This window comes from Paraburkholderia tropica (assembly GCF_914484835.1).
GTDB classification, from domain to species: Bacteria; Pseudomonadota; Gammaproteobacteria; order Burkholderiales; family Burkholderiaceae; genus Paraburkholderia; species Paraburkholderia tropica_A.
On record NZ_CAJZAR010000031.1, the window covers coordinates 22,733 to 36,310 of the forward strand.

The following is a 13,578-nucleotide window of genomic DNA, read 5'->3' on the forward strand; positions in this document are numbered from 1 at the left end:
CAAGGAGAGGGCACATGAACGCGAGAACGTACTTGACGACTGAACGCACGGTCGTGGACTCGTTCGTGTTCGCATCGTCGGACGAGGCGCACGCGCGCTGGCTCGCGCGCGCGCTCGGCACGGGCGGCAAGGTCGATGCGGTCGCGCTCGATCCGGCCGCCGTCGGACAGCGTGTCGGCCAGCAGATGCCGTCGCTGCTGATGGTCGATTTTTCGCAGGGCCGCGCAGCCTGGGCGAGCGCCGTGGTGGCCGCCGCGCACGTGTCGTTTCCCGGCCTGCCGGTGATCGCCGTGGGCACGCTCGCCGAACCCGAAAGCGCGCTCGCGGCCTTGCGCGCGGGCGTGCGCGATTTCGTCGACGTGGCGGGCAGCACCGAGGACGCGCTGAACATCGTGCGCCAGGTGCTCGAAAACCGCGTCGAAGCGCCGAGCCGTCATGGCCGCCTCACGGTGATGCTCGGCGCGCGAGCGGGCATGGGCGTGACCACGCTGGCCGCGAATCTCGGCGCGCTGCTCGCGCGCAAGGGCGCGGCGCTCAACCGCCATGCCGCGCTGCTCGATCTCGGCTTGCCCGCGGGCGACGGCGCGATGATGCTCAACGCGGGCAACGGTTTCAGTTTCGTCGATGCCGTGCGCAATCTGCGCCGCTTCGATCAGACCTTCGTGCATACCGCGCTCGCGCGCCACGAAAGCGGTCTCGCGCTGACGACATTGCCCGCCGATCTCGCCGCGCTGCGCGAGGTCTCGTATCAGTCGGCGGTGGCACTGCTCGCGCGTCTGCGCGCGTTCTTCGACCAGCAGCTCGTCGATCTCGGCGGCTTCACGAACGCGGAGTTCATCGCCCAGGTCGCGCAGTCGGCGGACGCGGTCTGGCTCGTGTGCGACCAGAGCGTGGCGTCGATCGTCGCGGCCGCGCGCCAGATCGACGCGTTGCGCGAGGGCGGCATGGAGACCGCCACGCTGCGTCTCGTCATCAATCAGTACGAGGCCGAGATCGACCTGGGCGGCGCGCAGATCGCCGAGCGCCTGGGTGTCGAGCTCGCCGCCGTGCTGCCCGCGCGCCGCGTGGCGCTGTGCCAGGCCGCCAATCGCGGCCAGTTGCTGGTCGACAGCGCGCCGCGCGATCCGTATGTGCGCGCGCTCGAAGGGCTCGCCGCGCAGATGGACGGCATCGAATCGCGCGCGCCGAAAAAACTCGACGCGCTGCGCCGGCCGCTGCGCAACTTCTTCCCTCAATCACCGAAGCGTTCGTAGATCATGGCGGATAACATCGAATTTGCCGACGACGCGCCGCTGTTCGCGCACAGCCAGCAGTTCCAGGACATCAAGAACGCGGCGCACGAACACCTGCTCACGCGCATCGAGGAGCTGGGCGCGGAGTTCGGCCGCTGGTCGCGCCACGCGATCAACCAGTTCGTCGATCTCGAGATGGACAGCTTCGTGCGGCTGCGCCATATCCCGATCAACGAGAGCGAGGTGCGCGCGATTGCCGAGGCGCTCACGAAGGAGCTGGCGGGCTTCGGGCCGATCGAGGACCTGCTCGGCGATCCGGCCGTCGAAGACATCCTGATCAACGGCTACAGCGACGTGTACGTGTCGCGGCACGGCATCCTCGCGAGGATTCCGGTGCGCTTCTCCGATAACGCGCATCTGCTGCGTATCGTGCGGCGCATTCTCGCGCCGATCGGGCGGCGTCTCGACGAATCGAATCCGATGGTCGATGCGCGCCTGCCCGACGGCGGCCGCATCAACGTGGTGATCGAACCGCTTTCGCTCGCGGGCCCGATCGTCTCGATCCGCAAGTTTCGCAAGGACCCGCTGCGTCCCGACGATCTGCTCGGCAACGGCACCTTCGGCACCGAGATCGGCGCGCTGTTCGAGGCGGCGGTGCAGGCGCGCTGCAATATTCTCGTGTCGGGCGGCACGAGCTCGGGCAAGACCTCGCTGCTCAACGCGCTGGCGTTCTACATTCCCGATGTCGAGCGCGTGGTGACGATCGAGGACACCGCCGAACTCTCGCTCAATCACCCGCACGTGGTGCGGCTCGAAAGCCGTCCGGGCGGCTTCGACGGCGCGGGCGTGGTGACGATCCGCGACCTGTTGCGCAACACGCTGCGCATGCGGCCGGACCGCATCATCGTCGGCGAAGTGCGCGGCGGCGAAGTGCTCGAAATGCTTCAGGCGATGAACACGGGCCACGACGGCTCGATGGCGACGGTGCACGCGTCGAGCCCGCGCGAATGTCTGTATCGACTCGAAATGCTGGCCGGTTTCGCGGGGTTTCAGGGCACGGAAAACAGCTTGCGCCGCCAGATCGCCAACGCGGTCGACTTCATCGTGCAGATCGGGCGGCTCTCGAACGGGCGCCGTCGAATTCTTTCGGTTACCGAAGTAACGGGTCTCGCGGACAACATCATCGCGACGCAGGAACTCTATCGCTACGAACCGGTGACGACGCCCGACGGCGAGGAAATCGACCGCTGGGATTCGCTCGGCATTCATCCGCATTCGCCGAAGCTCGCGCGCTTCCGCCAGGCGGTGTCGGCGTCGGCGAATTTCGGTTTCGGCGGCGGGCAGGGCGGGGGCTTCAATGTCTAGCGTCGTGGCGCTCGCTGCGGCGCTTGCGCTGCTGTTCGCCGCCGCCGGGCTGATGCTCTGGCAGCGCGCGCAGCAACGCACGGCGCGCGAGCGCGTGACGCGTTTCGTCGACAGCCGCGTCGCGGCGGCGGGTTATGCGAGCGGCGCGGCGATGCCGGGCGGCGCGGGCGTGGCAGGTGCGGCAGGCGTAGCCGGTGCAACAGGCGCGGCGCGCGCGGCGGGTGTGGCGCCGATACGCGTGACGTCGGCGACGGGCGCGGCGAATGGCGCGAACGCAGGCAATGCGGCCGGCGCAGGGAATCCGGCGAACGCCGCGAATGCGGCCTCGCCGCTGCGCCGCTGGCAAACGCGCATCGGGCTCGCGTTCGAGCATGTCATGAGCCGCGCCGGTATCGCCGACGCGCGCAAGCCCGCCTTGCTGGCCGGTTGTGCGGCGTTCGCGCTGGCGCTGTGGGCTTACGTGACGGCCGGCGTGCCCGCGATGCTCGGCGCGCTGATGGTCGTCGCGGCGGGCGCGGCCTTCGTGCTGTCGGTGCGCATCGAACGGCGCCGCCGCAGGCTCGTCGGCCAGTTGCCGTCGTTTCTCGATGGCATCGTGCGTCTCATCGTGCTCGGCAATAGCGTGCCCGCGGCGTTTCAGGCCGCGCTGGTCACGACCGAAGCGCCGCTGCGCGAATGTCTCGATCACGTCTCGCGGATGCTGCGCTCGGGCGTCGAGATCGACCGCGCGCTTTACCAGGTCGCGCAGGTTTATCGGGCGCGCGAACTCGAATTCGTGGGCTCGGTGCTGCGGCTCTCGGTGCGTTACGGCGGCCGCGCCGACGTGATGCTCGAACGCATGTCCAATTTCATGCGCGATCTCGAACAGGCGCAGCGCGAGCTGATCGCGATGTCGGCGGAAACGCGGCTCTCTGCGTGGGTGCTGGGCCTTTTGCCGGTCGGCATCGCGGGCTTTCTCGTGCTGACGAATCCGCGCTATTTCGGCTCGCTCTGGAACGACGGTTCGGGGCGCACGCTGGTCTACGTCGCGCTCGGCTTGCAGGTGGTCGGCGGCTGGCTGCTATACCGGCTCACGCGGCTGAAGGGCGGCCTATGAACGCGCAGACACTCGGCACGCTCGCGCTGCTGCTTGGCGCGCTCGGCTGCGCGCTGCTTGCCGCGCTCGTGTGTCAGCGTTGGCTGGCGTCGCGGCGCAGCGCGCGCACGCTCGCGCAGGCCATTGCGAACATGAGCGCGCAGACGGCCGCGACGGCGTCCGAGGCGCGCGGCGCGGCCTCGCTCAATGCGATGAATTCGATCAATTCGACGAACGCGGCGGGCACGATGGGCGCGATGGGCGGGGTCGGCGCGATGCGAGGCGCGGGTTCGGTATCGGCGGCGCGGGCACCAGGCGGCGTACCAGGCGGCGCATCGATGAGCGGCGCGAGTGGAGCGAGCGCGGCAGGCTCGGCGAACGCGCCAGGTGCGGCAGGCGGCAACGCGCGCGCGCCGCGTCGCAAAGGACTGCCCGGCGTCGTCGATGCGCTGGCGAACGCGGGCGCGCGCTGGCTCGACACGCCGCTCGGCAAGCTGATGGTCGCCGACGAAGACCGCCGCCTGCTCGATCAATGCGGCTACGCCGATGCGCGCGCACGCGGGCTGTTCATCGCCGCGCGCTTCGCTTGCGCGTTCGTGCTCGCCGCAGTTGCGGGAGGCTATGCGGCGATGAGCGGCCGCAACGCCGCGATATTCGCCGTCGGCGGCCTGCTCGCGGGCTTCCTGGTGCCGAAATTTCACCTGCGCCGCCGCGCGTCCGCGCGTCTCGAAGCCGTCGCCGACGAGTTGCCGATGTTCGTCGATCTGCTGCGTCTGCTGCAGGGCGTCGGGCTCTCGCTCGACCAGAGTCTGCAGGTGCTCGTCAACGAATTCCGTCCGGTGCTGCCGGTGCTCGCGAGCGAAATGGAAATCGCCCAGCGCCAGTTCGTCACCGGACGCACGCGCGAACAGTCGCTGCAACGCATGGCGACGACGTACGACAACGAGGATCTGCGCTCCGTGATCCGCCTGCTCGTGCAGGTCGACAAGCACGGCGGCGCGGTGCAGGAACCGCTCAGGCAATTCGGCGACCGGCTGCGCGAAGTGCGCCGCGCGAGGCTGCGCGAGCGCATCGGCAAGCTCACGGTGCGCATGACCGGCGTGATGGTCGTGACGCTGTTGCCCGCGCTGCTGATCGTGGCGGCGGGGCCGGGCATGATCGCCGTGATGCACTCGCTGTCGTCGATCCATCGCTAGCGGGTGCGCCATGAAAAACCAGGCAGAACGAACATGAAGACTTCGATCGTGATACGCGCGGCGAATGTGGCGGTGAGCGCGTCGGCGCTCGCGCTGCTGGCGGCGTGCTCGTCGCCGCAAGGCTATGGCGTGGGGCCGCAGGCGCAGGCCGAGATGCAGATGCGCGCCGCGACCGCGCAGGAAAGCTCGCCCGACACGCCCGGCATGTATCTCGGGCTGATTTCGCGGATGCAGTCCGAAGGCCTGTATTACGCGTCGCTCGCGCATATCGACGCCTACGAGCGACAGTACGGCGCGAGCCCGAATTCGATCGTGCTGCGCGCCGACGCCTTGCGCGCGACCGGCCAGGCGACGGCGAGCGCCTCGGCCTATACGCAGTTGCTCGATACGCCGTTCGCGGCGCGCGGCCATCGCGGGCTCGGCTTGCTCGCGGGCGCGTCGGGCGACTTCCGGCGCGCGGCCCAGGAACTCGACGAAGCGTCGATGCTCGCGCCGACCGATCCGGCGACGCTCTCCGATCTCGGCTACGCACTGCTGCGCGAGGGCGACGTGAACGGTGCGCGCGTGCCGCTGCTCAAGGCATTCGAACTCGATGCGCACAATCCGAAGATCGCCGCGAACGTGGCGTTGCTGCTGAGCGCGAGCGGCGCCGATAGCGACGCGCAGGCGCTGATGAACACGCAAGGTCTGCCCGCCGAGGCGCGCGCGGCCGTCGCGCGCGATGCGCAGAAAGTGAAGGACGCGAGCCGCGCGCGCGACCTCGCCGAGCAGCGCGAATCGCTGGCCGTGACGGCGCACAGGCTCGCGCAGACCGCAGCCGTGCCGCAACCGCGCACGCTGGTCAGCAACCAGGGCAGCGCGGGCAGCGCGGGCAGTGTGGCCAGCGCGGGCGGAAGCTGGCCCGGCAACGATGCGCAGTCGCGGCTCGTGCAGCGCCTCGCGCAATAGTGGGCATTCATGCGGCGCGATATCCATCCGGGGAGACAACAATGAGAACGAACGCCTACACCGTGGCCTTGACGCGCCGGCGCGCGCCGACGCTGGCCGAGATGCTCAAACGCTTCGGCTGGCGCCTGGCCGTTGCGCTCGCGCTGACGTCGCTTGCCGTGCCGCATCGCGCGCATGCGCAGGAGGAAATCCAGGCCGCGCAGGAAGCGGGTGCCGTCGCGCCGATGAACAGCGAAATCGGCCACGCTACCGAGTCGTGGCTCGAGCTCCAGCGCAGCAACAGCGCCGCCGCGCCCGCGCAGCCGATGCTCGGCGCGGAGGCCGGTTACGCCTACAAGCGCTACCTCAAGTCGTTCGATACGGAGATTCCGGCGACCTTCGGCTCGTCGGTGAAATCGGGCGGCGGCGAGGTTGGGCAGGGCGGCGGCGCGTCGGGCGGCGCGTACTGAGATGAAACGGCGTATCGGTGAGCGGCAGGCGCGCCCTCGCGCGGGCGCGCGGCGGCAACGCGGCTCGATCGCGATCATCGCGGCTTTCGCGGTGATTTTCGCGGTCGCCGCGCTCGGCGTGATCGACATCGCCAACGTCTATTTCCAGAAGCGCGCGTTGCAGAACGTCGCCGATTTCGCGGCGCTCGCCGCCGCGCAGCAGATGGACGACACGTGCAGCCAGCCGAAAGCCGTTGCGACCGCGAACGCGAGCAGCAACGGCTTCACGGCGCAAGGCTCGTCGAGCACGCTGTCGGTCGTCTGCGGGCGCTGGGACCAGACCGGTCAGCAGGCCAACGGCTCGGCATCCATGAGCTTCACGCCGAACGGCAGGACGCCGTACAACGGCGTCGCGGTGACGGTCACGCAGACCGTGCCGATCTTCTTCCTCGGCATGGTGTCGCGCCAGATCACCGCGACCGCGACGGCGCAGTCGACCATCGTCGGCTCGTTCGCGCTGGCGACGACGCTCGCGCAGGTCAATCTGCTCAACGGGCTGCTCGGTTCGCTGCTCGGCGGCGCGGCCGTCAACCTGAGCGTCGCGTCGTGGAACGGCATCGCCAACGCGAACGTCAAGCTCGCCGATATCGCGGCGGCCGCCAACGTCGGCACGGTCAAGGGCCTGCTCGACGCCCAGGCGAGCGTCGCGAGTCTCGCGAACGTGCTCGCGACCGCCGTGCAGCAGGACGGTGCGCTGACCGCCGATGTGAGCGCGGCCGTCGGTGGCCTCACCGCGTTCGCGAGCGCCGCCGCCACGTCCGCCACGAAGATCGCGATCGCCAGCAATTCCGGCGGCACTGCGCTGCTGTCGCTCGGGCTCGCGGACGCGCAGTCGGCCGCCAACGTCTCGGTCAACGCGCTGCAAATGCTGATCGTGGCCGCCGAGATCGCGCAGCAGGGCAAGCCGCCGGTCGAGGTGCAACTGAATCTGAACAGCCTGCCCGTGGTCAGCTCGGTGCTGCCGGCGACGGCGTCGCTGAAGGTCAACGTGCTGTCGCCGCCGTCGATCGCCGTCGGTCAGGCCGGTCCCAATCCGGGCAATCCGCCGCCGCCGTGGCGCACCCAGGCGCACAACGCGCAGGTGACGGTGGCGCTCAATCTCGGCTTCGGCAACCAGTCCATCGCGGGCCTCGTCAGCGGGATCACGGTGAATCTGCCGCTCTACGTGGAGGTCGCGCCGGCCACCGCCGGGCTCGCGTCCGCGCAATGCTCGACCACGAAGGCGGCGAGCCGCTTCGTCGTGGAAACGCAAACGGGCATCGCGAATCTGTGCGTGGGCAATGCGCCCACGACCGCCGCGCAGCTTCAGTCCGGCTCGTGCAGCGGGCAGCCCGCCGCGCTGATCGACGTCGCCAGTCTGATCACCGTGAAAGCGGGGCTGTCGGTCGGGCTCAACTCGCCGCAAGTCTGGGATCTGACCTTCGACGGCACCGGCAAGCCGTTGTCGAGCACGACGCCCAACACGAACCAGTTGGGCGGCTCGGTGGGCAATGCGCTGAGCAGTCTGTCGACGCAGTTGATGAACCCGAACAATCTGTCCGTGAGCCTCGTGGGCTTGAACCTCGGTCTCGGCGTGGTCGTCGGGCTGGTCACCAGCCTGCTCGCCGCGCTGCTCAATCCGCTGCTGAACGCGCTCGACACGGCGCTCATCGGGCCCTTGCTCCAGCTTCTCGGCGTGCAGGTCGGCGTGGCCAACGTCACCGGCTATCCGCTCACCTGCGGCGTCGCCACACTCGTCCAATAAGAAACCACGATGAGAACCACCACCCCGATCGAGGAACTCGATCTGTATGTCTGGGAAGGCAAAGCCGATATCGTCGAGCGCGTCGCGCGCTGCATGGCGAGTCTCGACGTCGAAGTGATCCGCGCGGACGACACAGCGATCTCGGCGCAGCGCATCGCCGCGCGTCCGTCGATCGCCGTGGTCAGCGTGAGCGTGATCGATACCGGCGCGCTGATGCTGCGCGACTGGCAGGCCACGCACGGCCTGCCGGTGATCTGGGTCGGCGCCGCGCCGCGCGACAACGATCCGGCCATGTATCCGAATGAGTATTCGCACGTGCTGCCGCTCGACTTCACCTGCGCCGAGCTGCGCGGCCTGATCTCGAAGCTGATGATCCAGATGCGCGCGCACTCCGCGCAGACGGCGGGCGCCGACGTGCTCGTCGCCGAATCGGAGACCATGCGCGCGCTGCTCAAGGAAGTCGACACCTTCGCCGATTGCGACACCACCGTGCTCGTGCATGGCGAAACCGGCGTGGGCAAGGAGCGCATCGCCGAGCTGCTGCACCGCAAGCACGGCCGCTACGGCGCGGGGCCGTTCGTCGCCGTGAACTGCGGCGCGATTCCCGACGGCCTGTTCGAGTCGCTGTTCTTCGGCCACGCGAAGGGTTCGTTCACGGGCGCGGCGGTCGCGCACAAGGGCTACTTCGAGCAGGCCGACGGCGGCACGCTGTTCCTCGACGAAATCGGCGACTTGCCGCTCTATCAGCAGGTCAAGCTGCTGCGCGTGCTCGAAGACGGCTCGGTCACGCGCATCGGCTCGGCCACGCCGCTGAAGGTGGATTTCCGGCTCGTCGCCGCGACCAACCGGCAGTTGCCGCAACTCGTCAAGGACGGCACGTTTCGCGCGGATCTTTACTATCGGCTTGCAGTAATCGAATTGATCGTGCCGTCGCTCGAAGATCGCGGCGCCGTCGACAAGATCGCGCTGTTCAAGGCCTTCGTCTCGACGGTGGTGGGCGAGGAGCGGCTCGAAACGCTGCCCGAACTGCCGTACTGGCTGGCCGATTCGGTGGCCGCGATGCGCTTCGCGGGCAACGTGCGCGAGCTGCGCAACCTGGCCGAGCGGGTCGGCGTGACGGTGCGTCAGATGGGCGCATGGGACGCCTCGCGGCTGCGCCGTCTGCTGGCGGGCTCAGGCGGCGCGCAGCCGACGGCTACTGTGGAGCCGGCCGCACCGGTCGTCGATCGCAGCAAGTGGGACATGGCCGAACGCGGCCGGTTGCTGGTCGCGCTCGACGCCAACGGCTGGCGCCGCAAGGACACGGCGCAGTACCTCGGCATCAGCCGCAAAGTGTTGTGGGAAAAGATTCGTAAGTACCAAATTTTCGACGAGGAGCCCGCAACCGGTGAAAGTGAGTAATAATTGTGCCGATTTGTAAAACCTAAAAATAGAACTGTTCAAAACAGGTACTTCATGGACTACAAGTGGAGAGTTCGGCAGGTTGCATTTGCCACTCTGATGTTGATCGGGGGTTTCGAAACCGGTTGCGCCCAGACGATGCCGCAGACCGCGGCAGCGCCGGTCGCTGCGTCGCAGGACGATTCGGCCATGGCCGTGCAGGCGCAGCCCGCTGCGGCCGCCCAGCCGTTGCCGGCCAGCCAGCCTGTCGCGCTGACGCCGGATGAGGCCCAGCAGAACGCAGCCGGTAATGTGGCGGAACTGCAGCGGATGATTCGCGGCTCCGAGCTGAACGAATTGCGCACGACCTACAACGGCACGTATGGCGCCAGCTTGCTGTTCTACGGCAAGGAAATGACGTACTACGTGGCGCTGTTCCAGAACAAGACGTTCTGGCGCGTGATCAAGACGAGCGACGAGCAGCGCGCGGAAGCGATCTATCGCGATTTCGCGGCGAAGACGATCCAGCTGTCGGACGTCGAACTGCGCCGCACGCGTCTCGAAGCGCAGAAGGCCTTCACGGCGCGCATGATCGCGCTGGCGCAGGACCACGCGAACCGTCTGCAGGCCGACCTCACGGTCGCGCGCCAGCAGCAGGCAATCGTCGCGGACCAGCAGAAGCAGACGCGCGACCAGGCCAATGTGTTGCAGGCCGAGAAGTCGCAGGCGCAGGATCAACTGCGTCAGATGCAGCGTCAGGTTCGCGAACTGCAGCGTCAGGTGGAAGGCGGTTTGCCGGTGCATTGATGCACACGCCCAGAGCGCTTGCTCAGCGGGCGCTTCGGCAAACGTGAATCCGCGAAGGGATCAAAGGCGGGCGCCTCGGGCGCACCGCCTTTTTGTCGTTGGCGCGTCAGTGTCAGTGTCAGTGCTTGCCGTGATGGCGCGGGCTGTCGTGCTTTTTGGCCTTGTCGGCGGGCTCGGGCTTCTCGCGCGGCGGGTCGATGGAAATCGGGTCGCTGGCGGGGAAGGTTTCCTCGAGCGCTTCGTCGAGCGGATCGGGCTGGGCGGGTGGGGAAGGCGGCTTGGTGGCGGACATGGCGTACTCCGGGGCGAGGAGAGTCGCTGTCAGAATAACGCAAAGGGCAAAACCCTGAGCGCAGGCGAGTTTTTGCCGTTTTCACGCCGATTCCGGTGCCAATTCGCGTGCCAGCGCGCTTGCAACCTGATTGCCAACCTCGTGCCCCGATGCCGATGCGTCGCTCAAAAAGCAAAACGCGCGCAGGAAATGCGCGCGTTTTTGCGGGTACGTCTGTGTGGCCTGGCGGCGGCTTAGCTGTTGCCTTCGCCGCCGTTGCCGCCGTTGTTCACCGCGCCATAGAGGCGACGACGACGCGTGACGACGACCGGGCCGTCCGAACCGCCGCTGGCCGGGCGATCCGACGGTGCCGAGGGCGCCGACCACGATTCGCGGGGCTCGCGCGGTTCACGGGGTTCGCGCGGCTCGCGGGATTCACGCGGGCCATGGCCGCCGTGACTACCGTGCGGACCGCGGCTCGTGTGCTCGCCGTGCGAGGGGCGCGGCGTGCGCGGACCCGGACGCGTGCCGGTGTCGAGCTGGATGGTGGAGATGGCGCGTTTGTAGATGCCTTGCAGGCCAACGGGCGTGCGCAGCATCACCAGGTACTGATCGAACGACTCGATGCATCCGGTCAGGCGGATGCCGTTGACCAGATAGATTTCGACGCGCTTGCGCTCTTTGCGCGCGGCGTTCATGAAGTCGTTTTGCGGGTGCGATTCTGCGGAAGGCATGGACGAATTTTAGCCAGGCGGCTCAGTGCCGCAATTCATTGGAAACGTTTGCTTGCCGGGGATTCTACCCTGTGTCGGCGAAGCGCGCGTGCGGTTACCTACTTTACTGCAGAACTATACCGGGTCGCGGCCGGAGCCGCCGTTTGCCGGTGCTGCCGATAGCGGGGTCAGGCTGTCTGCGCGAGCAAGCCGTGCACGATACACGAGCGGCTTGCCCGGACTGTGACAGTACGACGCGTTCATGGTTCATACGTTCAACAGCGTAGTGCATCGCGAGCGAGGCCGCCCGACCGATTTGGCCGATTTCTCCGCAACGATAGCCGTAAAGGCAGTCGTAAGGCCAGCCGCACCAAAATTCCTGTAAAAAATCACAACAAAAATCACAGCGAAAAGCGGCGAAAAAAGAGCCGGAAAAGGGACAAAAAAGCGGCAAAAAAACGCAACCCTGCGCCGCGCAAGCATCGCCTTCGATTCTGGTGCCGGTTCATTTTCAGGCGCGCCTCGCCCGAGAACCGTGCGGCGACGCACGTGGCGGGAATAAGCCGCCGCGCCGCGACGTTTACCGCGTATTGCAGCCTCATTGGCTGTTTCAGCAGGAGACGATCATGAAGCCGACCCTGAAGCACTTTCGCCAGTTCCTTGTCTGTTTCGTCTGCGTGACGATAGCCGCGGTCTCGGGCGCGGGACTCGCCGCGTGCAGCGACATGAACGCCGGCGGCGCGTCGAGTAGCTCGGGCAGCGGCGGATCGTCGGGCGGCTACTGAGCGGCGCGCCGTGCTGCGCCGCCCGTCGGCGGAATTCGAAGCACAGGTCGTGGCCCAGCTCGGGGCCATGCGCCGCTATGCGCGCGCGCTCACCGGCGACGCCGCCTGGGCCGACGATCTCGTCCAGGACGCCGCCGAGCGCGCGCTTTCGAAGGCCGCGTCGTTCCGGCCCGACAGCAATTTGCGTGCGTGGCTGCTGACGATCCTGCGGCATATCTATATCGACCAGTTGCGCGGCCGCCGCGAGATCGCCGTCGACGACGAAAGCGCGCCGTGGCGCACGCTCGAAGCGCCGCACGGCGAAGTGGACGGCCTCGTGCTGCGCGATCTGCAACGCGCGCTCTACGCGCTGCCGGCGGCGCAGCGCGAAGTGCTGCTGCTCGTCTGCGTCGAGGAACTGAGCTATCAAGAGGCCGCGGCCGTGCTCGGCGTGCCGGCGGGCACGGTGATGTCGCGCCTGTCGCGAGCGCGCGAGCAACTGCGCGCGCTGCTCGACGCCGATCCGGCGCGTGATTCCGCGCGTGATTCCGCGCGGCGCACCGCGCCGCTGCGGGTCGTGGGGACGATGCGATGAACGACGACGATCTCGAACGCGAGCGCGCCGGCGCACAATCCGACGCACACAGCTCGACGCGCAACGAAACGCATGTCGACACGCATGGCGAAGCCGGTCTCGCGGATCACGACCTCGCGGCGCTGGGCGCGTTCGTCGACGGCGAACTCGCGCCCGATGCGCAAGCGGCGTTGCTCGAACGGCTCGCCGACGATCCGGCGGCGGCGCGGCGCATCGCGGCGTATCGCGCGCAGAAGGCCGCGCTGCAATCGCTCTGCAATCGCGCGTCGGGCACCGACGATGCCGCCGATGTCGCTGGCACCGCCGCCGCGCCGCCTTACCTCGTCTTGCGGCGACGCGATCCGTGGTGGCAGCGTGCCGGTCTCGCGGCGGCGTGGGCCGTCGTCGGCGCGGGGCTGGCGACGGCGGCGGCGACGTTCGTGCCGTCGTGGCTCGGCCACGGCGACGGCCGTGCGAGCGCGCTGTTCGCGAGCGAGTCGGAAGGTTTCGCGCGGCGCGCCGATGTCGCCTACGCCGTCTATTCGCCCGAAGTGCGCCATCCGGTCGAGGTCGGCGCCGCCGACGAGGCCCATCTCGTCGCGTGGCTCTCGAAACGCCTCGGCAAGCCGTTGCATATTCCCTCGCTCGGCGAGTACGGCTATACGCTCGTCGGCGGGCGGCTGCTGCCGGGCGCGGCGGGACCGGCCGCGCAGATCATGTACCAGAACGACTTCGGCGAACGGTTGACGCTCTACGCGAGCGTCTCGGGCCGCGACCGCGACGCGGTCCATCTGCTGCGCGACGGCAGCCGCCGCACGTTCTACTGGAGCACCGACAGCATGGGCTACGCGCTCTCCGGCCCAGCCAGCGAAGGGCGCTTGCGCACGATCGCCTACGACGTGTGCGGCGCGCTCGGCGGCACCGCGGCGCAGTGGTGATGTGCCATGACGCGCGGCGCGCCCGTCGATGCGAAGCGAGCACAAGCCGCGAGCGCGACCGATGCGGGAACGGAAACCGAAGC

14 protein-coding genes are annotated in these 13,578 nt (G+C 68.3%); 12 read left to right on the top strand and 2 right to left on the bottom strand.

From position 1 onward, the window contains the following. The first annotated feature begins 14 nt into the window (after window positions 1-14). Genes LDO54_RS04200 through LDO54_RS04240 form a run of 9 tightly spaced genes read left to right on the top strand, consistent with a single transcriptional unit; the run spans window position 15 to window position 10,235 of the window. Window positions 15-1,253: a fimbrial protein gene (locus LDO54_RS04200; protein ID WP_224006847.1), complete on the top strand. Its 1,239-nt coding sequence runs from the start codon at window positions 15-17 to the stop codon at window positions 1,251-1,253. Window positions 1,254-1,256: 3 nt separating this feature from the next. Then, a complete protein-coding gene (locus tag LDO54_RS04205; RefSeq protein ID WP_224006850.1) occupies window positions 1,257-2,597 on the top strand; it encodes a CpaF family protein in 1,341 nt (446 codons plus the stop codon). Further along, window positions 2,590-3,693, top strand: a complete 1,104-nt coding sequence (locus tag LDO54_RS04210; protein WP_224006853.1) for a type II secretion system F family protein — start codon at window positions 2,590-2,592, stop codon at window positions 3,691-3,693. The genes LDO54_RS04205 and LDO54_RS04210 overlap by 8 nt, the downstream gene beginning before the upstream one ends. After that, a complete protein-coding gene (locus tag LDO54_RS04215) occupies window positions 3,690-4,868 on the top strand; it encodes a type II secretion system F family protein (RefSeq protein WP_224006856.1) in 1,179 nt (392 codons plus the stop codon). The genes LDO54_RS04210 and LDO54_RS04215 overlap by 4 nt, the downstream gene beginning before the upstream one ends. Before the next feature lie 33 nt (window positions 4,869-4,901). Then, window positions 4,902-5,816 carry a tetratricopeptide repeat protein gene (locus LDO54_RS04220; protein ID WP_224006859.1) on the top strand — a complete coding sequence of 305 codons (915 nt, stop codon included), beginning with the start codon at window positions 4,902-4,904 and terminating at the stop codon, window positions 5,814-5,816. Window positions 5,817-5,857: 41 nt separating this feature from the next. Beyond that, window positions 5,858-6,265 carry a DUF3613 domain-containing protein gene (locus LDO54_RS38995; RefSeq protein WP_356788624.1) on the top strand — a complete coding sequence of 136 codons (408 nt, stop codon included), beginning with the start codon at window positions 5,858-5,860 and terminating at the stop codon, window positions 6,263-6,265. Window position 6,266: 1 nt separating this feature from the next. Then, entirely contained in the window at window positions 6,267-8,048 is a 1,782-nt protein-coding gene (locus tag LDO54_RS04230) for a TadG family pilus assembly protein (protein ID WP_224006862.1), read from the top strand. Window positions 8,049-8,057: 9 nt separating this feature from the next. After that, complete coding sequence (locus LDO54_RS04235) at window positions 8,058-9,449, top strand: sigma 54-interacting transcriptional regulator (protein WP_224006865.1); 1,392 nt, start codon at window positions 8,058-8,060, stop codon at window positions 9,447-9,449. A 54-nt stretch (window positions 9,450-9,503) separates the two neighbouring features. After that, complete coding sequence (locus tag LDO54_RS04240) at window positions 9,504-10,235, top strand: DUF2968 domain-containing protein (protein ID WP_224006867.1); 732 nt, start codon at window positions 9,504-9,506, stop codon at window positions 10,233-10,235. A 118-nt stretch (window positions 10,236-10,353) separates the two neighbouring features. Here LDO54_RS04240 and LDO54_RS04245 read toward each other — a convergent pair whose 3' ends face one another. Together LDO54_RS04245 and hfq are read right to left on the bottom strand one after the other, a co-directional pair. Then, window positions 10,354-10,527: a hypothetical protein gene (locus LDO54_RS04245; RefSeq protein WP_224006870.1), complete on the bottom strand. Its 174-nt coding sequence runs from the start codon at window positions 10,525-10,527 to the stop codon at window positions 10,354-10,356. Between the two features lie 233 nt (window positions 10,528-10,760). Continuing rightward, window positions 10,761-11,240, bottom strand: a complete 480-nt coding sequence (gene hfq / locus LDO54_RS04250) for an RNA chaperone Hfq (protein WP_224006873.1) — start codon at window positions 11,238-11,240, stop codon at window positions 10,761-10,763. A gap of 605 nt (window positions 11,241-11,845) precedes the next feature. On the opposite strand from hfq, the gene LDO54_RS04255 reads away from it, so the two are divergent. Genes LDO54_RS04255 through LDO54_RS04265 form a run of 3 tightly spaced genes read left to right on the top strand, consistent with a single transcriptional unit; the run spans window position 11,846 to window position 13,495 of the window. After that, on the top strand, window positions 11,846-12,004 hold the full coding sequence (locus LDO54_RS04255; protein WP_224006876.1) for a hypothetical protein: 159 nt from the start codon (window positions 11,846-11,848) through the stop codon (window positions 12,002-12,004). 10 nt (window positions 12,005-12,014) lie between these two features. Continuing rightward, complete coding sequence (locus tag LDO54_RS04260; RefSeq protein WP_224006878.1) at window positions 12,015-12,578, top strand: sigma-70 family RNA polymerase sigma factor; 564 nt, start codon at window positions 12,015-12,017, stop codon at window positions 12,576-12,578. After that, window positions 12,575-13,495, top strand: coding sequence for an anti-sigma factor family protein (locus tag LDO54_RS04265; RefSeq protein WP_224006881.1), 921 nt, complete (start codon window positions 12,575-12,577; stop codon window positions 13,493-13,495). Before LDO54_RS04260 ends, LDO54_RS04265 begins: the two co-directional genes overlap by 4 nt. Window positions 13,496-13,578 lie beyond the last annotated feature (83 nt).